We start from the raw sequence: 20,695 nt of genomic DNA, 5'->3' as shown, positions 1-20,695 counted from the left end.
ACGACTGCGTACGGTATGCCCTCGGTGCTATCTCAGGTGTTCGGCGAGCCCCGCCAGCCGGTCCAGCTCGCGGACTACCTCGTCCTCCGGTCCCGGATCGAGATGAAAAAGCACCCGTCCCGCACCGGCACCCCGATATTCGACGGCGAGCTTCTGATCCCCCGGCACCCCGCTCACGGTGACCGGCAGATCAGCGCGCCCCTGCTCGGCGAACCAGTCGCGCGCCCGACGCACATCCTCGGGTGTGGACGTCCCCGCGTACGGCAGCCAACCCTCCCCTACCCGCACCGCACGCGACTGCGCCGCCCGGCTGGGTCCACCGATGTGGAGCGGAATCGGCACAGCCGGGCGCGGACGCGCGACGACGGGACCGAAATCAACATGCTTGCCGTGGAATTCGGCCACTTCTTCACCCCAGAGCAGTCCCAGGGCAGCCAACTGCTCGTCCAGTACGGCACCCCGCGTCGACGGGTCGACGCCATGGTTGCGCACCTCATCCAGATTCCACCCGACACCCACGCCGAGCACCACCCGATCGTGTGACAGCGTGGCTAGGGTCGCAACGGCTTTCGCGGTGTGCAGCACATCGCGCTGCGGCAGCAGGGCAACACCGGACCCGACCACGAGTCGCTGCGTGGCGGACAACGCGTATGCCAACACCACCGGCAAGTCGCGGATCAACGGCAGCCGCGCCCGAAACTCGGCGTCGATCTCATCAGGTGTGTCCACCGGGAAGTAGGAGTGGTCGTCGAAGAGCAGCCATTCGAATCCACGTTCCTCGACCGCACGGGCGAGCACATCCGGCGCGACATATCCGTCAGCAGATGTGGTGGCAATCCCGAATCCCGTCATGACCTCCAGGAACCCGCAGTGCGCCCACGAAATTCCGGGCAACGCGCTGCACGATCTGGTTACGGGGTGCAACATCGACCTACCCGGCTGAAAGAGGCATCGCATGGCCAACACGGCAGCGCCCAGCGAAGGAGGCCTGCAGCACTCGTTGCAGAAGCGCCACCTGACGATGATCGCGATCGGCGGCGTCATCGGCGCCGGCCTGTTCGTCGGGTCCGGTGCGACCATCCAGGCCGCCGGACCCGCAGCGTTTCTCACCTACGCCATTACCGGCGTGCTCATCGTCTTGGTGATGCGGATGCTCGGCGAGATGGCCGTCGCCAACCCGTCCACCGGTTCCTTCGCCGACTACAGCCGCCGCGCCCTCGGGGACTGGGCAGGGTTCTCGGTTGGCTGGCTCTACTGGTACTTCTGGGTGATCGTCGTCGGGTTCGAGGCGGTGGCCGGCGGCAAGCTCATTCAGGACTGGCTACCGCGAGCTCCGCTGTGGCTGGTGGCGCTGCTCCTGATGCTGGCCATGACGGCCACCAACCTGTTCTCGGTCCGCTCCTATGGCGAGTTCGAGTACTGGTTCGCCAGCGTGAAAGTTGCTGCGATCGTGGCATTTCTGGCTGCGGGCACGTGCTATGCCTTCGGCCTGTGGCCGGGTAAGCGGATGGACTTTTCCAACCTCACCGCCCATCACGGCTTCATGCCGCACGGGCCCGGAGCAATCTTCTCCTCGATCGTCATCGTGATCTTCTCCATGGTGGGTGCAGAGATCGCCACCATAGCCGCTGCCGAATCCAAGGACCCCGCCAAAGCCATCAGCCAGGCCACCAATTCGGTGATCTACCGGGTGGCGATCTTCTTCGTCGGATCGATTTTTCTGATCGTGGTCATCGTGCCCTGGGACAGCCCGGAATTGGGGACCTCGCCGTACGTCACCGCCTTCAAAACGATGGGGATCCCGGCCGCCGATCACATCATGCGATTCGTGGTGCTCACCGCGGTGCTGTCGTGTTTGAACTCGGCGATGTACACCGCGTCCCGCATGCTGTTCGTGCTGGCTGGCCGCGGCGAGGCGCCCCGCAGCTGGCTCAAGGTCAGCAATCGCGGCGTTCCCGTGCAGGCGATTCTGGCGTCCTCGTTCGTGGGCTTCGTCTGCGTCATCCTGGCGTACTTCTTCGAGCACACCGTATTCCTGTTCCTGCTCAACTCCTCGGGCGCGGTAATCCTGTTCGTGTACTTGATGATTGCCATCTCGCAGTTCATCCTGCGACGTCGAACTCCCGAGGAGAAGCTGATCGTCAAGATGTGGGGCTTCCCGGTGCTGACGATCCTCACCGCGATCGGAATCGTCGCCATCCTGGTGGCCATGGGCTTCCAGGACGAGACCCGCACGCAGCTGTGGACCAGCCTGCTGTCGTGGGGTGTGATCCTCCTGCTCTTCGGGGTGCTGCGGCTCACGCAGCGGCGCCAGCCGCAGCCCGAGGAACCGGCTACCCGGTAATCGCCACGGCCCGCTTGAACAGCTGCAGCGTCATGCCGTGCAGGTAATCCCCCACCACCACAGGTGCTTTCCCCGCGAATGCGCGGGCATGCGTACCCTCCAGGATGATCCCCAGCTTGAAGCAGGCCAGCACCGTGTACCAGTCCATCGCGCTCAGATCCCGGTCAGTGCGTTCCGCGTAGTGTGCGACGAGCTCCTGCGGCGTGGGCAGGTTTCCGGCCTGAACCAGCGCGCCACCCAACGATGCGTCATCGGCCTCCGACGGCCAGGTAGCCAGCAGCCAACCCAAATCCAGCAGCGGGTCACCGATCGTCGACATCTCCCAGTCCACGATGGCCGCCAACTGAGGGCCGTCATGACGGAACATCATGTTGGCCAGGTGGAAATCACCGTGCATGATTCCCGGCTTCCACTGCGAAGGCCGGTGCTGCTCAAGCCAATCCGCCACGGATTGCAGCCCCGGAATGTCGGGTCCGGGGTAACCGTCGTGCTTGGCGTACGTGTCGAGTTCCTTGAGCCAGCGCGGCACCTGGCGTTCCAGGAAACCGTCCGGATTTCCGTAGCCGTCAAGTCCCAGCGTCTGATAGTCCAGCGCACCGAGGGCGGCGATACCGCTGACCGCCTCCAGCCCCATCTGATGGCGGATCTGCGCACTGCCGGCGTGTAATTCCGGCAGTGTGACCGAGGCATTGAATCCGTCGACGGGCTCCATCAGGTAGAAGACCGCGCCGCCGAGCACCGCCTCATCGGCGCAGGCCGCGATGAGTTCCGGCGCCGGAACACCTTGCCCCCGTATCGCTCCCAGCAGCCTTGCCTCCCGACGGATCACATTGTTACTGGCCTCGCGCAGATGCTTCGGGGGCCGACGGAGCACGTACTCGCGCCCACCACGGCTGAACCGCACCATGATGTTCTGGGTGCCGCCGGATATCGGGGACACTCCATCGACGTCCCCCTGAGGAAGCCCCTGCTCGTCCATCCAGCGCGAAACAACCTCGAAATCCACACTCTTCGGATCCACATGCTCCGGCGCGGCCATCACAGATTGCCCACCCGGTGCTCGAGCCGCGCTGCCACATGGGCCCGCGCCTTTTCGGTCAGCGCCGGAATGTGGCTCGGCGGGAACAGCCCCTCGTACGGGGTGTAGTCCTTGAGCACCTCCTTGGCGATGGTGACCTTGTGCACCTCGGTCGGTCCGTCCACCAGACCCATCACCTCGGAGTACAGGAACATCTTGGCCAGCGGCATCTCCTCGGACACCCCCAGCGAGCCGTGGAGATGCAGTGCGCGCTGCGCCACATCGTGCATCACCTTCGGCATCGCGGCCTTGATCGCCGAAATGTCCTTGCGCACCTTCAGGTAATCCTGGTGCTTATCGATCAACCAGGCCGTGCGCAGTACCAGCAGCCGGAAGGATTCCATCTCGATCCAGCTGTCGGCGATGCGTTCCTGTGTCATCTGCAGTTTGGCGATGGTGCCCCCGCGAGCCTCCCGGCTGATGACACGCTCACACATCATGTCGAACGCCTTGCGCACCTGGGCCACCGTGCGCATGGCGTGGTGTACGCGGCCACCACCGAGACGGGTCTGCGCGATGGCGAACGCACCGCCCTCGGCGCCCAACATGTTCTCGGCGGGAATCCGAGCGTTAGTGAAGCGGGTGTAGGCCTCGTCCTCACTGAACCCGTGCACCGTGATGTTCCGGACGATCTCGACACCGGGGGCACTCGGGTCGACGATGAACATCGACATTCCTTGATACGGGCTGACGTCGGTATTGGTGACCGCCATGACGATCCAGAACGAGGCGTGCCGCGCCTCGGAATTGAACCACTTCTCCCCGTTGAGGATCCACTCGTCGCCGTCGCGTACGGCGGTGGTCTTGAACAGCGTCGGGTCCGATCCGCCCTGCGGCTCGGTCATGACGTAACAGGAGCCGATATCGCCGTCCATCAACGGCTGCAGATACTTGGCCTTCTGCGCTTCGGTGCCATAGTGCGCGAGAATCTCGGCGTTGCCGGTGTCGGGCGCCTGGCATCCGAATATCGAAGGAGCCCAGGACGACCGGCCAAGAATCTCATTGAGCAGCGCCAGTTTGAGCTGGCCGAAGCCCGGACCGCCCAGCTCGGGCCCGAGGTGGCACGCCCACAAACCGCGGCGCTTGACCTCCTCCTTCAACGGGCGCACGTAGTCCATGGCTTCTTTGTCGGACTTGTCGTACGGGTTGGGGAACACGTAATCGAGGGGCTCGACCTCCGTGCGGACGAACTCATCGGCCCAGTCCAGTAGCTCCTGGTACTCGGGGTCGGTCTCGAAATCCCATGCCATGTCAGTCACTTCCTGTCGGTTCGTGTGGACTGTTCGTTTGGACACCGTCTAAAACCATGTCGGCGATGCGCTTGGCGATCTGTGCCGGGCTCTTGCCGTCGGCGCGGTACCAGACCGCCACCATGTTCAGCATTCCCAGCACCGCGTTGGTGACCACGTGATCGGCCGTGCGAAACGTCCCGGCCTCGTGTCCCTCATCGAAAACTCGCTGCCAGCAGCGCTGCAGCTCGTCGCGCAAACCCTGCAGCTCCGCGGCGCGCCCGCCGGTCAGTGCGGAACCATCACGCACCTGGATGGAAACCTGCTTGCGATACCTGACGATGAGGATGACGTAGGAGCCGATCAGCGTGCGCAGACGCTTGGCTGGCTCGGTGTTCATGTTGGCGATATGCACGGCTTCGGTGAGCATCTCGTCGATATAGCTACGCAGGATCTCCCAGAGAAGTTCTTCCTTGGATCCGATGTGGTAGTACAGCGCGCCGCCGCGCACCCCGGCCGCCGAACCTATTTCGGCCACCCCCGTGGCGTGAAACCCCTTCTCCGCGAATAGCTCCGTCGCCACGTCCATAATCCGACGGCGGGTCGCCGCGGCGTCACCGTCGGATGCGGGCGGGCGCCCACGGCGCGGTTTGGCGCCGGCCTCCGTCACAGGATGCCGCCGTCCAAACGGATCGTCGTTCCCGTGCAGTAGGCCGATGCCTCGCTCGCGAGATACAGCGCCGCACCCACGATGTCCTCAGGCTCACCGACGCGCCGCAGCGGAATACTCGGAATCAACGCCTCCGCGAATCCCTCCGGCCAGGCCGCGGCGATATCGGTGTTGAACAGTCCACACTGAATTGTGTTGGCGCGCACGGTCGGACCAAACGTGTGTGACAGACCGAGGGTCAGCGCGTTCAAACCCGCCTTGGCCGCCGCATAGGGCAACGCCGTCGCATCGGGTCGCACCGCTTCGATGGAGCTGATATTGATGATCGAACCACCGGCTCCTGCGGCCATCTTCGTGGCGATCGATGCCGACAGCCGGAACGGACCCTTCAGATTGACCCCGATGACCTTGTCGAACAACGCCTCCGACACCTGGTCCAGGCTGGGGTACAGCGGGGACAGCCCGGCGTTGTTCACCAACACGTCCACGCGGCCGAACTCGCGGTACACGGTGTCGACCAACTCGTCGCACTGCTCCCACGAGCTGACATTGCACGCGACCGGGAGCGCACGGCGCCCGTGCTCGGCCTCCACCTTGGCGGCCAACTCATGACACGAATCAATCTTGCGGCTGGCGATCACCACGTCCGCGCCATGGGCCGCGAACGCCTGCACCATCGCCCGTCCCAATCCGCGGCTTCCACCGGTGACGACGACGACCTTGTCCTGCAGCATTCGATGCCTCCTCAATTAATGTGGCGATCGATACATTAAAGACCGTACGCCGATGACGCAAGAGGCTGGTGCTGTTGTTCAGTGAGCGAGCTTGTCCAGCAGCAGGCTGAACATCGCGTCGGTCTTGTCCTCATTCGGGTCGACACGACAGAACATCACCGAGGCGACGTAGTTGGCGCGTTGCCGTGCCATCAGACGGCATGACCACGGCGAATGGTCGGTGGTGCGCGTCCAGTTCACCTCGTCCTTACCGCTGTGCACGATCTTGAGCGCCCAGCCCTCCTTGGCACCACCGACCGAAGTCACCCCACGCACCCCATCGCAGCGGGACATGCGCTGAGCGAATTGTTCGAACTGCCGACCAGCCGAGTCGGCGGTCTCGAACACGACGAGTGCGGTGCCGACGGTGTGCTTACGAACCTTTTCCACCGACTGGGAGTACGCCTGGATACGCGCCGCGCTAAAGCTCAGATACTGCTGACGCGTGGCCAATGAATACCCGTACGCACAATCGGACACGGTGTTGGCCGTCGACAGCACTGTCTCCACCGCGGGGATCGTCTTGACCTCCGTGAGACCCGCCGCCGCACGAACATCCGGCGCCGAGAGCAATCGCTCTTCGAGGTCTGCCTGTCTGGGAGGCAACATCGGGTAAAGCTTCTCCGTCTTGGCGGGGGCTGTCGCGTCGCCCGCGATCGCCTGCGTGCAGGAGGTCAACAGCATGGCCGCGCTGAGCAAAATCACTGGTGCCCAACGCATTACCGCGGCCCCGACGGCTTCTGCATCAAAAGGTCCAGCACCTCGCCCGCCTTGTTGTCGGAACCATGGGCGCAGAATATCGGCGATATCCCCTGTCCCGGCAACCCCGATCGGGATGTGCTCAATGTGAAGCTACACCACCAGGGCCATGCGCGGATCGGTGACCATCGCACCCAAATCGGCCAGGAACTTCGAGCCCTGCTCGCCGTCGACCAGTCGATGGTCGAAGGACAAAGCCAACGTGGTGACATCGCGGACCGCCAGCTCCCCGGCCACCACCCAGGGACGCTTGGCCACTGAGCCCAGGGCCAGGATCGCCGCCTCCCCCGGGTTGATGATCGGTGTGCCGGCATCGACACCGAAGACACCGATATTGGTGAGGGTGAACGTGCCACCGGCCATATCGGCGGGCATGGTCTTGCCGTCGCGCGCGGTGCCGACCAGTTGCGCAACCGCGGTCGCCAGCTCGGGCAGCGACATCGTGTTCGCGCTCTTGACATTCGGCACCACCAGTCCCCGGTCGGTGGCCGCCGCGATACCCAGATTCACATAGTGCTTCACGACGATCTCGCCGGCTTGTTCATCCCAGGTGGAGTTCAGCGACGGATGCGACCGCAGCGCCAGCAGCACCATCCGGGCCACCAGCGTCATCGGGGTGAACCTGAGATCGGGATACTTCGCCCTCAACTCTGCCAGCAGGCCCATCGTCTCGGTCATGTCCACGGTGAGGAACTCGGTGACATGCGGTGCGGTGAAGGCGCTGCGCACCATGGCGGCGGCGGTGTGCTTGCGCACCCCCGCGATCGGAATACGTGTCTCGCCGCCCACGACCGGAGTCGCGGCGCCGACGACATCCGGCTCCGCTTGTGGCGCGCGGGCGGTGAGGCTCCGCGTGTAGGCCTCCACATCCTGTCGGGTGATACTGCCGCCGATGCCGGTTCCGCTGATCAGTTCGAGGGTCACGCCCAGTTCGGCAGCGAGCTTACGGACCGACGGCTTGGCAGGGGCCCTCTCCGGTACCGGCTGTGCCTTCGCCGCGGGCTCAACAACTTCGGGCTCCGGTTCCGCTGCCTCTTCCACCAACGCAAGCGCGGCCGCTCCGGCCCCCGCACGGCGCCGACGACGGGTGTGGCTGGTCGTTTCCGACGGGCCATAACCCACCAGATTGGCCGGAGCGTCCGGCTCGGCGCCGGCCACCTCGATCGAAATCAGCGGCGCACCGACCGCGACGGTGGAGTTCTCCGCCGCCTGCAAGGCCACCACCGTGCCCTCGAAGGGAGACGGCAGCTCGACCATCGCCTTGGCGGTCTCCACATCGGCGAGCACCTGGTTGAGCTTCACCTCATCGCCAACCTTCACCTTCCAGGCGATCAGGTCGGCTTCGGTGAGTCCCTCGCCGAGGTCGGGGAGCAGAAACTGTTTGACTGCCATGGATTTCGGCCCTTCTACGCGGCGATGGCGCGGTCGACGGCGTCCATCACCCGCTCTGCATCGGGCAGGTAGTGATGTTCCACCTTGTTGGCCGGGTACGGAAGTGCGAAGCCGCCGACCCGCAGTACGGGAGCCTCCAGGTGATAGAAACACCGCTCGGTGATGCGCGCAGCGATCTCGGCGCCCAATCCCATGAACACCGAGGCCTCGTGGACTACCACCAGCCGTCCGGTCTTACGTACCGACGCCTCCAGGGTGTCGAAGTCGACGGGCGAGAGGGAACGCAGGTCTACCACCTCGATGGACATACCCTCTGCGGCAGCCATTTCCGCCGCCGCTTTGGCGACGGCCACCATCGGTCCGTAGGCGGCGACGGTGGCCGCGGTGCCGGCTCGGACAATACGTGCCGTACCCAGCGGGAGCGGGGTGAGCGCGGTATCGACCTCATCCTTCTCCCAGTAACGCCGCTTGGGCTCGAAGAAGACCACCGGGTCATCGCACGCGACCGATTGGCGGATCATGTCGTAGGCATCCTGCGGTGAGCTGCACGACACCACGCGCAGCCCGGCGGTATGCGCGAAGTACGCCTCCGGCGACTCCGAATGGTGCTCTACCGCACCGATTCCACCGCCGAACGGGATCCGGATGGTCAGCGGCATCCCCACCGCACCCTTGGTGCGGTAGTGCAGCTTGGCCACCTGACTGACGATCTGATCAAAGGCCGGGTACACGAATCCGTCGAACTGGATCTCGCAGACCGGGCGGTATCCACGCATGGCCAAACCGACAGCGGTTCCGATGATTCCGGACTCGGCAAGCGGAGTGTCGATGACCCGGTGGTCACCGAAATCCTTCTGCAGCCCGTCGGTGACCCGGAAGACGCCGCCGAGCTTGCCGACATCCTCGCCCATGACGATCACCTTGTCGTCGTCCTCCAATGCCGCACGCAAGCCCGCGTTCAGGGCACCGGACATGGTCATTCTGGTCATGATGCGTAGGTCCCTTCGCTCTCAAAACTGGCCAGGTATTCCAAGTAGTCGCGCCGCTCCGCGGCGACAAGCGAATGTGGTTCTGCGTACACATGGTTGAACATGTCCGCGGCGGTCGGCTCGATCGTGCCGAGGCATCCGGCGCGCAGCTCGGCGGCCACCTCGTCTGCCTTCGCGGCAATGCGCTCCTTCTCCGATTCGCTCAACCCTCCGCGGCTCTCCAGGTACTTTTCGACCCGGGTCAGCGGATCCCTGGCCCGCCATTCATCGAGTTCTGCGGCATTGCGGTACTTGGTCGGGTCATCCGAGGTGGTGTGCGGCCCCATCCGGTAGGTGACGGCCTCGATGAGGGTCGGGCCACTGCCCTCACGGGCGCGCCGCAGCGCCCAGCGGGTCGCGGCCATCACGGCAAGCACATCGTTGCCGTCGACCTGAATTCCCGGGACGCCGAATCCGGTGCCGCGGGCAGCCAGCGGCAGATGGCTCTGCACCCGGACGGGCTCGCTGATGGCCCACTGATTGTTCTGACAGAAGAAGACAACGGGTGCACCGAAACTCGACGCAAAGGCGAAGGCCTCGGAGACATCCCCTTGGCTGGTGGCGCCATCGCCGAAGTAGGCGATGACCGCGGTGTCCGATCCGTCGAACTTCACGCCCATCGCGTATCCGGTGGCATGCAGGGTCTGCGCGCCGACGATGATCGCGGGCGCGGTGATGTTGTGCTCTCGCGGATTCCAGCCGGATTGCGTTGAACCGCGCCAGAACTGGAGCATCGCGGTGGGCTCGACGCCGCGACAGTAGGCGACGCCGTGCTCGCGGAAGCTGGTGAACGCAAAGTCGTCGTGCTCCAGCGCGCGGGCCGACCCGACCTGCGCGGCCTCCTGGCCCAGCAGCGGGGCCCAGAGCGCGAGCTCGCCCTGACGCTGCAGGGCCGTGGCCTCGTTATCGATGCGGCGGACCACCACCATGTCCTGGTACAGCGCCCTCAGAGCAGCCAGGTCTTCCTCGTCGAGGATGTCGCTGACCAGCGGCGCGTACTCGGAATTCTCGATCCGGTTGCCGTCCGGATCAAGGAGCTGGATGGTCTCCATAACCTGCCCTCGCTAACGATGGGTTGCACCGCATGTCCATGACCGTCACCTTGTGGGTGTGTCATGATTCACAGTGCAACAGATAGTCATACTGCGCAACTGATGCGTGTCGGATTGAGCATTCTGCCCATATTTTGGGTCGCACTCTGTGCGATACTGCGCGCTATGACCACTCTGGATGCCACCGATGCGAAGTTGTTATTGGCCCTCACGCAAACCCCCCGCGCATCCGGCGTGGAGCTGGCGCAGCGACTGAATCTGTCCCGCAACACCGTGCAGGCGCGGCTCACCCGCTGGGATCAGCACGAGGCGCTGGCCGGGATCGACCATCAAATCGTGCCGCGCGCGATGGGCTATCCGATGACGGCGTACGTCACCGCGCGTATCGACCAACACCAGCTGGCAGCCATCGGGGTGGCACTGGCCGACGTGCCGGAGGTGGTACAGGTCCACGGCCTGGCGGGCGCCGACGACCTGATGATCAAGGTGGTCGCCGTCGACAGCGACGACCTCTACCGGATCGCCGGGAACATTCTCGATATCCCCGGCATTACCCGTACCTCGATTGCCATTGCCATGCACGAGCTGGTGGCGTTCCGGATGACGCCGCTGCTGCGACGCCTCGCCGGGCAGGAGTGAGGCCTAGCCCAACCAGTCCAAAACCGCTGCGGCCGTCCAGGATTGCTGCATGCTCCCCAAGGGCTCACCGGTAAACGGCTCGTAGTACTCCGCGAACGAACCGTCCCCCGCCTGCCGTAATCCCTCCTGCCGCAACAAGAATGCGCGCTCACTCCAGCCGCGTCGCTCGAAGGCCCAACAGAACAGCCAGGTGAGCACCGGCCAGACCGGACCCCGCCAGTATTCGCGCGGACGAAAGTCCCGCGAGACCGGCGATGTCGAGGGCACCAGCGCGTATCGCAGATCGGGATGGCCGCAGAATCGCGGCCCCTCCAACAGCCTCAGCAGCGCCAGCTCCTGCGGCCGCGGCAGACCGCCGGACAGCAATGGCGCGAACACCGCCACCGTGTCGGTGGCAACCCACTTACCGGTCTTGACATCGAAATCTCTTGCCGCACCGCTGCGTTCCTCGGTGGTATCGAGCACGCCCTGCCGGAAGCGTTCAGCCCAGCCGTGTAGTTCACGCACGTCGGCACGCGGGCGGGCATGCTCCTCACCGATGGTGGCCAGCACCTCGCAGGCCACCGAGAAGATCGCCGAAACGAAGACATCCTCCATCGCGAAGCTCATCGCGTCGGGTAGCCGCGCATCGTCATAGCGCACCGATTTCATCTCTTCCAGCAGCCACAGATACACGTCATACTCGGCATCCTTGGGTCGCTGCGAAGGATCGGTCACGATGGTCGTGTCCTCGCGCGTATAGGCCGGAAGGACCCCCGGTACAACGTTGGCGTAGGCCGCGTCCCAACGCGGCGAATTGTCCATGCCCGATTCCCACCCGTGGTACAGGGTGATTCGGCCGTGCTGGTTCTGGTCCCGAGTCTCGGCCAACCAGCGGTGCCAACGCATCAAATCGGCCCAGCGCCGATCAAGGAACGCCTCGGCGACACCCCGGGCGCTACGGCCCCGGCGATGTGCGTGATCGAGGATGCGTTGCACCGCGATCGCATGCACGGGCGGCTGGGTGATACCCGACGTCTGATGCCCCGACGGCGCATTCACTGCCAGCTCGGAGGTCTGCCAGCGGGCAGGCCCCGGGAAATATCCGTCGACCCCGTTGGCGAAGACAATGTGCGGGATCATCCCGTTGGCCCATTGGGCCGAGAGCAGAGTGTCCAGCTCGGTGACGGCCCGTTCGACGCTCAGTGGCGCCAGCCCCACCGCGACGAATGCCGCGTCCCAGCTCCACATGTGCGGGTAAAGCTTGGGTGCGGCACTGGTCATGGTTCCCCGGTCATTTCCCCTGAGCAGGTACGCCGCGCGCGCGGCCAGCTGCGTGGGGGTGAACATCGGGTGGGACGGCATCCGTCCATTGTGCGGTGTGCCTGGCCATTCCCTCTCGCCGAAAGTCGACTTTTGGTGCGAAAGTGCGAGTAAAGGCCACCAAAAGTCGACTTTCGGCGCACGGGAGCTAACGTGACGCACATGCCGCACGCTCTCATCACCGGTGCCGCCGGAGGTCTTGGTTCCGCCATTGCCCGCGCTCTCGCCCCCACCCACAGCCTGCTGCTGGGCGGTCGGCCATCCGCGCGGCTGGATACGCTGGCCTCCGAGTTGGGCGCCACCGCATGGCCGGTGGACCTGAGCGACGAGAGCGCGGTGCTCGCGGCCGTCGCCAACATCGACACGCTCGACGTACTGGTCCACAACGCCGGCGTCTCCTACCCCGCGACGATCGCCGACTCCAGCCTGTCCGATTGGCGAAAGACCTTCGATGTCAACGTGTTGGCCCCCGTCGCGCTGACCCAAGCCCTGCTTCCCGCGCTGCGGGCCGCACAGGGTGACGTGGTGTTCATCAACTCCGGCGCGGGGATCAACGCGCACCCGGGCATCGGCTCGTACTCAGCGAGCAAGTTCGCGCTGCGCGGATTCGCCGACGTCCTGCGCGCCGAGGAACCGACGCTCCGGGTGACCTCGGTACATCCCGGCAGGATCAGCACACCGATGCAGCAGGAACTCACCGAACATGAAGGGCGCGAGTACAACCCGAACGAGTACATGCGCCCCGAGTCCGTCGCACAGCTGGTCGCCGACGCCGTGAAGCTGCCGCGCGACGCACGGGTGCACCACATCGTGGTGCGGCAGAACTAGACGACCAGATTCACCATGCGGCCCGGCACCACGATGACCTTCTTCGGGGTCGCACCCGCCAGGAACTCCAGCACCTTCTCCTCGGCAAGCGCCGCGGCCTCGATATCGCCCTTCGGCGCATCGACGGCCACCGTGATGCGGCCACGCACCTTGCCGTTGACCTGAATCGGGTACTCCACCGTGTCGGACACCAGCCAGCGCTCATCGGACTCCGGGAAGGGTCCGTGGGCCAGCGACACCTCGCCGCCCAACTGGCTCCACAGCTCCTCGGCCAGGTGCGGTGCCAGCGGTGCCAGCATGAGCACCAGTGGCTCCACGGCGGCGCGCGGGGCGCCCTCGGGGTACTCCTTGGTCAGGTGATTCGTGTACTCGATCAGCTTGGCCGCTGCGGTGTTATTACGCAGAGCCGCATAGTCTTCGGTCACCCCGGCGATCGTCTTGTGCAACGCCCGCAGGGTGTCCTCGCTGGTCAGCTCGTCCGCGGTAACGCGGATCTTGCCGGTCTCCTCATCGACCACCGCCCGCCACGCCCGCTGCAGGAAGCGGTGCGCACCGACGACATCCTTGGTCGCCCAAGGCCGCGAAAGCTCCAGCGGACCCATCGACATTTCGTACACACGCAGGGTGTCGGCACCGTAGTTGTCGCAGATGTCGTCCGGTGAGATCGAGTTCTTGAGGCTCTTTCCGATCTTGCCGAACTCCTGTTTCACCTCCGCGCCCTGATAGAAGAACTTTCCGTCCTCCTCGACCACCTCAGCGGCGGGGACGTACATGCCGCGCGAGTCCGTATAGGCGTGGGCCTGGATGTACCCCTGGTTCAGCAGCCGCCGGTACGGCTCGCGGGAGCTGACATGCCCGAGGTCGTAGAGAACCTTGTGCCAGAACCTCGAGTACAGCAGGTGCAGCACGGCGTGCTCCATGCCGCCGACATACAGATCGACACCGCCCGGATCATTCGGACCGTGCTCGGCCGGACGCGGGCCCAACCAGTACGCCTCGTTCTCCTTGTCGCAGAAGGCTTCCGCGTTATCGGGATCCGCGTAACGCAGCTCGTACCAGGAGCTGCCCGCCCACTGCGGCATCACGTTGGTGTCGCGCGTGTAGTGCTTGAGCCCATCGCCCAGGTCCAGCTCGACGTTCACCCAGTCGGTGGCCTTGGACAACGGCGGCGACGGCTCGGATGACGCGTCCTCCGGATCGAAGGACACCGGTGCATAGTCCTCGACCTCGGGCAGTTCGACGGGCAACAGATTCTCGCCCAACGCGCGTGGTCGCCCGTCCTCGTCATAAACGATCGGGAAGGGCTCGCCCCAATACCGCTGGCGCGCAAAGAGCCAATCGCGCAGCTTGTATTCGATACGCGATTCGCCGCGCCCGTCCTCGACCAGCCGGCGCGTCACCTCGACCTTGGCGGCGTCGACATCGAGTCCGTCCAGGTAGTCGGAGTTCACCAACACGCCATCGCCCGTGTAGGCGGCCTCGGTGATATCGCCGCCGGAAATCACTTCCCGCACCGGCAAACCGAAGGCATTCGCGAAATCCCAGTCACGCGGGTCGTGCCCGGGCACCGCCATGATGGCACCGGTGCCGTAGCCCAGCAGCACGTAGTCCGCGATGAAGACCGGCACCTGACCACCGCTCACCGGGTTGGTGGCGTAGGCGCCGGTGAAGACGCCCGTCTTCTCTTTGTTCTCTTGACGTTCCAGGTCGCTCTTGGCGGCGATGGAACGGCGGTACTGCTCGATCGCCGCGCGCGGCGAGTCCTGTCCGCCCGTCCAGCGCGCATCGGTCCCCTCGGGCCAGGCGTCTGCCGCCAGCGCGTCCACCAGCGGATGCTCGGGAGCCAACACCATGTAGGTGGCGCCGAAGAGCGTGTCGGGCCGGGTGGTGAACACCTCGATATCGGCGGGGCCGCCCGCGCCGTCCACCGCAAACAACACGGACGCACCCTGCGAACGGCCAATCCAGTTGCGCTGCATGGTCTTGACCTTCTCGGGCCAGTCCAGGACATCCAGGTCGTCGATCAACCGGTCGGAGTACGCGGTGATACGCATCATCCACTGCCGCAATCGCTTACGGAACACCGGGAAGTTGCCGCGCTCACTGCGGCCGTCCGAGGTCACCTCCTCGTTGGCCAGCACGGTGCCCAACCCGGGACACCAGTTGACCACCGAGTCCGATTGGTAGACCAGGCGATACGAGTCAACGAGATCTGCGCGTGCGCCGGCAGTCAGCTGCGCCCACACCGTGCCGTCGGCGGGAGTGCGCGCACCGGATTCAAACTCGGCGACCAGCTCCTGGATGGGACGCGCGCGGTGAGCCTGCTCGTCGTACCAGGCGTTGTAGATCTGCAGGAAGATCCACTGCGTCCACTTGTAGAAGTCGACATCGGTGGTGGCGAAGCTGCGCCGCGAGTCGTGGCCCAGGCCCAGCCGTCCCAGCTGCCGTTTGTAGTTGACGATGTTGGCCTCAGTGCGCACCCGCGGATGCGTGCCGGTCTGCACCGCGTACTGCTCGGCAGGCAACCCGAACGCGTCGAACCCCAGCGCGTGCAGCACGTTCGCCCCGCGCATCCGGTGAAAGCGTGCGTAGACGTCCGTCGCGATGTATCCCAGCGGGTGACCCACGTGCAGTCCGTCGCCCGACGGGTACGGGAACATGTCCTGGACGAACATCTTGTCGACCGGAATCGGGGTGCCGTCCGTCGGCGCGAGCGATCCCACCGGGTTCGGCACATGGAACGTGCCCCGGTCGGTCCAGGCCTGCTGCCAACGGCTCTCGATCTGCCCGGCGAGCTGCGCGGTGTAGCGATGCATGGGGAATTCAGCGGCTTCCTCATTAGCTCTGCCGGCGTCCTGCTCGGTTTCAGTCACGCTTCCAGGGTAAAGGTGGCTGGTCAGCGAACAGAAATCGCCGCTTTGGCGACGAGAGTTAATCACTCTGGTCACAATCCGGCCACTTCCGGGGGTGTCCGGGGTGGTTTCTCAGCCACGCTCACTACCTTCAGGACCGCCACAACCGAGCGAACGTCTGTCGACCCGTCAGCGTTCTTCGTTGTCGCCACAACCTCACACGACGCACTGGACAGAGCCGGAAGGACATAGAAGGTGACGACCATACGGTATTCAGTCAGATTAGCGGCGGCCACGGCCTCCGTCGCGGCATTGCTCGCCGGGACTGCCGCCGTAGCAATGGCGGACCCGCAACCGGCACCCGCACCTCCGGTGCCGGCGGCCACCCCCAACGCCGCCGTCGCACCGGCCCCGAATGCCGCGCCGGCGCCCGCAGTGGCCCCCACGGCATCGACGAATCCCCTGCAGCCGTCCGCCCCGATCAGCGGGGTCGCGCCCGCCACCGACGGCACCCTCACCGAGTTCTTCGCCGCCAAGAACGTCAAGGTGGAGCCGCTCTCCAAGAGCAGCCACGGCGTACCGCGCATCAGCATCCCGATACCGAACAACTGGGCCAACGTGCCGGACCCCAATGTCCCCAACGCGTACCAAGTGATTGTCAGCAAGGCCAACGGCACCGGCATCTACCAATCCAACGCACAGGTCACCATGAGCAAGCTGGTCGGCGAGTTCGACACCAACGAGGCCGTCTCCCATGGCCCCGTCGAGGTCAAGGCGCTGCAGGGCTGGCAACCGACCGACGCGTCGGTGGTCACCTATCAGGGCTTCCCGTCCTCCATCGTGGAAGGCACTTTCCGTCAGGACGGCGAAACCCTCAACACCTCACGCCGCTCCGTGATCATCACGCAGGGCAAGGACCGCTTCCTGGTCCAGCTGGCCGTCACCACCACCGTCGGTAACGCCATCGCCGAAGCCCCCGCCACGGACCTGATCGTCAACGGACTGCGCTTCGGCGATGCCGCCCCGGTCACCGCCCCCGTCGCCGATCCGAATGCGCTCGCCGATCCCGACGCCGTGCCCGGCGCGCCCGTCACACCAGCTCCGGGGGCTCCCGCGCCCGCAGACCCCAACGCACCGGCTTCGCCGGCGCCCGGGATCCCGGGCCTGCCACCCCTGCCTACCTTGCCTCCGCTGGTGCCACCGGCGCCGCCCGCGGCATAACCCCTTCAAACACCGATCCGACACCCTTTAAACTGAGCGGGTGCTGATCGCCGCCATCGTGACCGTTGCCCTTGCCGGGTTGCTGGCTGCGCTGTCGGCGCTGGCGTTCCTGCGGGCGCCGCACGGTAGCCCCCAGCGGATGCTCGCACCCGCGCAGGCCGCGGCGGCGGTGATCCTGGTGCCGGGCGCCCTTGCGGCGCTATTCGGCCCTGCCACAATCGGTTTGGTGGGGCTGGTGGTGTGTGGCGTCGCGGCCGTCGTGACGGTGGGTGCGGCGGCTTGGCAGGTCGCCCAATACACCACGGCCGCACAACAGATGTCGTCCTCGGGCGGTTGCGGCAGTTCCTGTGGCGGATGCCCGAGCGCGGGCCGCAGAGACTCGTCGGTGTGCGCGCAACCCTGACATGTCCAATCTTTAGACACGGCGGCCGCGACCTCGTCGGAATGTGAGCCGTATTCGCCCATGTGGGCCCCTTTTTTGGTGTTATGTTTCCGGACACTCGTCAACGGGTGTGGTCAGAAAGGGAGCCGTGAAAGACACCAAGCAGATGGTGAAGTTCATCCTCGTTGGCGTCCTCACCGTCGTGTCCGGCATTGCCGCGTACATCTATCGCGACGATCAACTGATCGTCGATCTGCTCACCGTGCCACTGTTCACCGGCATCATCGGGTACATCACCAACTGGACCGGCGTGCTGATGCTGTTCGCGCCCTTGCGTTTCTACGGCTGGCGCATCCCCGGACTGCGCACGCTGTATGCGTTCCTGCCGCGGCGCGTGCAGGTGATCCCGGCGATCACCTCCGATGGCCGGTTCGGGTGGCAGGGCATCGTGCCCTCACGCGCGGAGAAGATGGCCAGCATCGCCGTCGACAAAAGCCTGGCCAAGCTGGGCAGTATCTCGGACTTCTACGAACAGCTCGAGCCCGATCTCATCGCCAATCACCTTGCGCTGATTGCCAAGTCGGAGATTCGCAGCGTCATCACCAAAATCATGGAGCGCGAGGACCCGCAGCTGTGGCACAACCTGCCCCCGGCGCTGCGGGAAATGATGTTCAAGCGCATCGAGAACCAGTTGCCGCAGATCGTCAAGAACATGACCGATCAGATCGGCGAGAACATCGGGCAGCTCGTCGACGCCAAGCTGATGATCATCCGGTATCTCACCGCACATCCCAAGCTGCTCAACGACATCTTCCGAACCATGGGACATAAAGAGCTGCAGTTCATGCAGAACTTCGGCTTCTACTTCGGCTATCCCATGGGTTTCGTGCTCGTGGCGATCCTGCATTCCGTTCCACATCATTGGTGGACACCGTGGATCGTGCTTCCGCTCGGCGGCGTCATCATCGGATACATCGTCAACTACCTCGGCATCACCATGATCTTCGAACCCGTGCACCCCAACAAGTGGGTGCCGTGGCGTCAGGGTCTGTTCATCAAGCGCAAGTCGGAGATCTCCGAGGAGTACGCACGCACCATCTCCGAGAACGTCATCACCCTGGAGAACATCGGCAACGAGATGCTCAACGGGCCGCGCTCTGATCGCACCCGGCAGATGCTGGCCGACGGGATCCGCCCGGCCCTGGAGCAGGCGCTCGGGCCCGCTCGTCGCGCCATTCGGGTAGCCGTCGGCCGGCGCCAATACGACCAGATCACCGAATCGGTCACCATCGAGGCAACCGGCTTTGCGCCCCTTGCATTTTCCGATCCGGAGTTCAACAAGCAGCGCCAGGGCAAGATCGGCGCCTTCGTCTCCACCCAGATGCACAAGCTCTCACTCGACGACTTCAACGAACTGCTGCGCTCCGCGGTCAAACAAGACGAGTGGTTGCTGTTCGTGCACGGCGCCGTTCTGGGTGCCGCCGGCGGCCTCGCGCACCTACTCATCTTCCCGCCAGCGGGCTGACACGTGCCCGGAACCGACCTGACAAGATGATGCCCGATGACCAATAACACGCCCGTCCCCGCGCACAACAATCGTGAGCTCCGGCCTGATCGCGTGGTCCAAGGGGTCGCCATGCTGGCGGCGAAGACCTGGTGGCGCGGCGTCAAGTGGTCGGCCGATATCGCCACCACCACGGGCACCAAGATCATCGACGACGTGCGGGCAGGCCGATCCGCCACCGACATCGCCCTCTCGGCGACCGAGCACGTCCTGGGCGCCGTTCGCGATGCACTGCAGCTGCCCAGTGACGCCTCAGGGCTGACGATCACCAAACCGCAAAAGCCCGTCCCCTCGCGCGTCACCATCGACATCACCGAATCGGGCAGCCTCGACGGAGATGAATTGCGCCGCCGCGGAGCGGAATTGCTGCGCCGGTCGGCCGACGTCACCGACGTCGAGGACACCCACCCGGCGTACGCCCGGATCATCAACCAGCTGGCTCCCGACGAGGCGCGCATCCTGCGGTTCCTGGCCGCGCACGGCGCGCAGCCGGTGGTGGATGTGCGCACCAGCCGTCCGTTCGACGTCGGCTCGGAGATGATTGCCGAAGGGCTGTCCATGGTCGCCGAGCGCTCCGGCTGCCGCTACACCGATCGCAACAACGCGTACACCAACAATCTGGTACGCCTCGGCCTGGTCCGGGCATCTCCGGAAGCGGTTGCGGCCGAACGCTATCAGGTACTCGAGGTGCAACCCGACGTGGTCGCGGCGTGCCGCCGTGCGGGCCGCGCACACAAGACGGTGCGCCGCAGCGTCCACTTGACGCCCTTCGGTGAGGACTTCTGCCGGGCCGTCATCCCCACCGATCCGTCGGTGGGCGACGACCTGTAGGTCTAGTTGCGGCTGACGTCGATGGGGTGCGTCGCCAACAGCGACAGCGGCAGCGGCTGCCGGCGCAGCACCTTGGCCCACAGATCCTGGCGCACGTCGGTGAGCACATCGGACGGCAGCGCCGACAGCACGATCCAATCGTCGCGCTCGACCTCTCCCTCGAGCTGACCGATGGTCCAGCCCGAGTAGCCCGCGAAGACCCTGACACCCTCCACCAGCGGGGCGATGTCCTCGGGCTCGGCATCCAGATCGACCATGGCCATTCGGCCCGCCACATGGCGCAGACCCTTGACGCCCTCGACGCTGACCCCGGCCCGCAGGGTCGCCAGGCACAGCGCGGCATCTCGTTTGACCGGCCCACCGATGAACATGGTCTTGGGCTTGCCGACGAGCTTGGCCCACTGCGGCAGCACGTTGTACACCGCGGTCTCACTGGGGCGGTTGAGCACCACGCCCAGGGTTCCACCGTCATTGTGTTCGATAATGAAGATCACGCTGCGCCGAAAAGTCGGTTCGAAGAGGTTGGTGTTGGCGACCAGCAGAGTGCCCGCCCGCAGGCGATGTGCGGGCGGTGCCATGTAGCCCTCGCTATATGCCTCGCCCTCATCAGGCTCGTCCCCGTGCGCCACCTCAACATCATGACACCGTTTGCCGTTTCATGACTTGTGCTCGACCAACCGCTACACATTTGTAGTGTGGGCGTTAAGTACTTCGCCTCCTTCCTGTAGCCCGTACTCGACATACGAAAGCG

19 protein-coding genes are annotated in these 20,695 nt (G+C 65.1%); 7 read left to right on the top strand and 12 right to left on the bottom strand.

The features are described from left to right. Nucleotides 1-27 precede the first annotated feature (27 nt). A complete protein-coding gene (locus BKG76_RS11200) occupies nucleotides 28-852 on the bottom strand; it encodes a TIGR03619 family F420-dependent LLM class oxidoreductase (RefSeq protein ID WP_070937706.1) in 825 nt (274 codons plus the stop codon). A 103-nt stretch (nucleotides 853-955) separates the two neighbouring features. On the opposite strand from BKG76_RS11200, the gene BKG76_RS11195 reads away from it, so the two are divergent. Beyond that, the gene (locus tag BKG76_RS11195) at nucleotides 956-2,344 is read left to right on the top strand and encodes an amino acid permease (RefSeq protein WP_083338009.1); all 1,389 of its coding nucleotides are present in this window, start codon (nucleotides 956-958) and stop codon (nucleotides 2,342-2,344) included. Here the strand turns inward: BKG76_RS11195 and BKG76_RS11190 are convergent. The 8 genes from BKG76_RS11190 to pdhA all read right to left on the bottom strand — a co-directional run bounded on the left by BKG76_RS11190 (nucleotide 2,334) and on the right by pdhA (nucleotide 10,325). After that, entirely contained in the window at nucleotides 2,334-3,383 is a 1,050-nt protein-coding gene (locus tag BKG76_RS11190; RefSeq protein ID WP_070937705.1) for a phosphotransferase family protein, read from the bottom strand. The two genes, BKG76_RS11195 and BKG76_RS11190, sit on opposite strands and share 11 nt — an antisense overlap. Beyond that, a complete protein-coding gene (locus BKG76_RS11185) occupies nucleotides 3,383-4,672 on the bottom strand; it encodes an acyl-CoA dehydrogenase family protein (RefSeq protein ID WP_070937704.1) in 1,290 nt (429 codons plus the stop codon). The genes BKG76_RS11190 and BKG76_RS11185 overlap by 1 nt, the downstream gene beginning before the upstream one ends. Before the next feature lies 1 nt (nucleotide 4,673). Next, entirely contained in the window at nucleotides 4,674-5,321 is a 648-nt protein-coding gene (locus BKG76_RS11180) for a TetR/AcrR family transcriptional regulator (protein WP_070937703.1), read from the bottom strand. Further along, nucleotides 5,318-6,055: an SDR family NAD(P)-dependent oxidoreductase gene (locus tag BKG76_RS11175; RefSeq protein WP_070937702.1), complete on the bottom strand. Its 738-nt coding sequence runs from the start codon at nucleotides 6,053-6,055 to the stop codon at nucleotides 5,318-5,320. Before BKG76_RS11175 ends, BKG76_RS11180 begins: the two co-directional genes overlap by 4 nt. 78 nt (nucleotides 6,056-6,133) lie before the next feature. Further along, on the bottom strand, nucleotides 6,134-6,814 hold the full coding sequence (locus tag BKG76_RS11170; RefSeq protein ID WP_070937701.1) for a sensor domain-containing protein: 681 nt from the start codon (nucleotides 6,812-6,814) through the stop codon (nucleotides 6,134-6,136). A 132-nt stretch (nucleotides 6,815-6,946) separates the two neighbouring features. Beyond that, nucleotides 6,947-8,245 carry a dihydrolipoamide acetyltransferase family protein gene (locus tag BKG76_RS11165; protein WP_070937700.1) on the bottom strand — a complete coding sequence of 433 codons (1,299 nt, stop codon included), beginning with the start codon at nucleotides 8,243-8,245 and terminating at the stop codon, nucleotides 6,947-6,949. 14 nt (nucleotides 8,246-8,259) lie between these two features. Continuing rightward, nucleotides 8,260-9,219, bottom strand: a complete 960-nt coding sequence (locus tag BKG76_RS11160) for an alpha-ketoacid dehydrogenase subunit beta (RefSeq protein WP_207543782.1) — start codon at nucleotides 9,217-9,219, stop codon at nucleotides 8,260-8,262. A gap of 11 nt (nucleotides 9,220-9,230) precedes the next feature. Next, on the bottom strand, nucleotides 9,231-10,325 hold the full coding sequence (pdhA, locus tag BKG76_RS11155; protein ID WP_070937698.1) for a pyruvate dehydrogenase (acetyl-transferring) E1 component subunit alpha: 1,095 nt from the start codon (nucleotides 10,323-10,325) through the stop codon (nucleotides 9,231-9,233). Nucleotides 10,326-10,490: 165 nt separating this feature from the next. On the opposite strand from pdhA, the gene BKG76_RS11150 reads away from it, so the two are divergent. Continuing rightward, nucleotides 10,491-10,964 (top strand): Lrp/AsnC family transcriptional regulator, encoded by a 474-nt coding sequence (locus tag BKG76_RS11150; RefSeq protein WP_070911577.1) that lies wholly within the window; start codon nucleotides 10,491-10,493, stop codon nucleotides 10,962-10,964. Nucleotides 10,965-10,967: 3 nt separating this feature from the next. Here the strand turns inward: BKG76_RS11150 and ggh are convergent, their stop codons facing one another. Beyond that, complete coding sequence (gene ggh / locus BKG76_RS11145) at nucleotides 10,968-12,308, bottom strand: glucosylglycerate hydrolase (protein WP_070937697.1); 1,341 nt, start codon at nucleotides 12,306-12,308, stop codon at nucleotides 10,968-10,970. A gap of 120 nt (nucleotides 12,309-12,428) precedes the next feature. Here ggh and BKG76_RS11140 point away from each other — a divergent pair, with 120 nt between their 5' ends. After that, nucleotides 12,429-13,094: an SDR family oxidoreductase gene (locus tag BKG76_RS11140; protein WP_070937696.1), complete on the top strand. Its 666-nt coding sequence runs from the start codon at nucleotides 12,429-12,431 to the stop codon at nucleotides 13,092-13,094. Here BKG76_RS11140 and leuS read toward each other — a convergent pair. Then, entirely contained in the window at nucleotides 13,091-15,910 is a 2,820-nt protein-coding gene (leuS, locus tag BKG76_RS11135) for a leucine--tRNA ligase (RefSeq protein ID WP_236737591.1), read from the bottom strand. The two genes, BKG76_RS11140 and leuS, sit on opposite strands and share 4 nt — an antisense overlap. 291 nt (nucleotides 15,911-16,201) lie before the next feature. On the opposite strand from leuS, the gene BKG76_RS11130 reads away from it, so the two are divergent. From BKG76_RS11130 to BKG76_RS11115, 4 genes are all read left to right on the top strand, one after another. Then, on the top strand, nucleotides 16,202-17,167 hold the full coding sequence (locus BKG76_RS11130; RefSeq protein WP_070937694.1) for an LpqN/LpqT family lipoprotein: 966 nt from the start codon (nucleotides 16,202-16,204) through the stop codon (nucleotides 17,165-17,167). Nucleotides 17,168-17,207: 40 nt separating this feature from the next. Beyond that, nucleotides 17,208-17,570 (top strand): hypothetical protein, encoded by a 363-nt coding sequence (locus tag BKG76_RS11125; protein ID WP_070937693.1) that lies wholly within the window; start codon nucleotides 17,208-17,210, stop codon nucleotides 17,568-17,570. Between the two features lie 127 nt (nucleotides 17,571-17,697). Beyond that, nucleotides 17,698-19,074, top strand: coding sequence for a hypothetical protein (locus tag BKG76_RS11120; RefSeq protein WP_070939134.1), 1,377 nt, complete (start codon nucleotides 17,698-17,700; stop codon nucleotides 19,072-19,074). Between the two features lie 36 nt (nucleotides 19,075-19,110). Further along, on the top strand, nucleotides 19,111-19,944 hold the full coding sequence (locus tag BKG76_RS11115; protein ID WP_070937692.1) for a DUF4393 domain-containing protein: 834 nt from the start codon (nucleotides 19,111-19,113) through the stop codon (nucleotides 19,942-19,944). Between the two features lie 2 nt (nucleotides 19,945-19,946). Here BKG76_RS11115 and BKG76_RS11110 read toward each other — a convergent pair whose 3' ends face one another. Next, entirely contained in the window at nucleotides 19,947-20,573 is a 627-nt protein-coding gene (locus BKG76_RS11110; RefSeq protein ID WP_070937691.1) for a YqgE/AlgH family protein, read from the bottom strand. Nucleotides 20,574-20,695: the final 122 nt, after the last annotated feature.

Origin of the sequence: Mycobacteroides franklinii (assembly GCF_001853795.1) — a bacterium.
GTDB lineage: Bacteria > Actinomycetota > Actinomycetes > Mycobacteriales > Mycobacteriaceae > Mycobacterium > Mycobacterium franklinii.
Note: the sequence above shows the minus strand (reverse complement) of the source record. Positions and strands in the feature narration are given on the sequence as shown.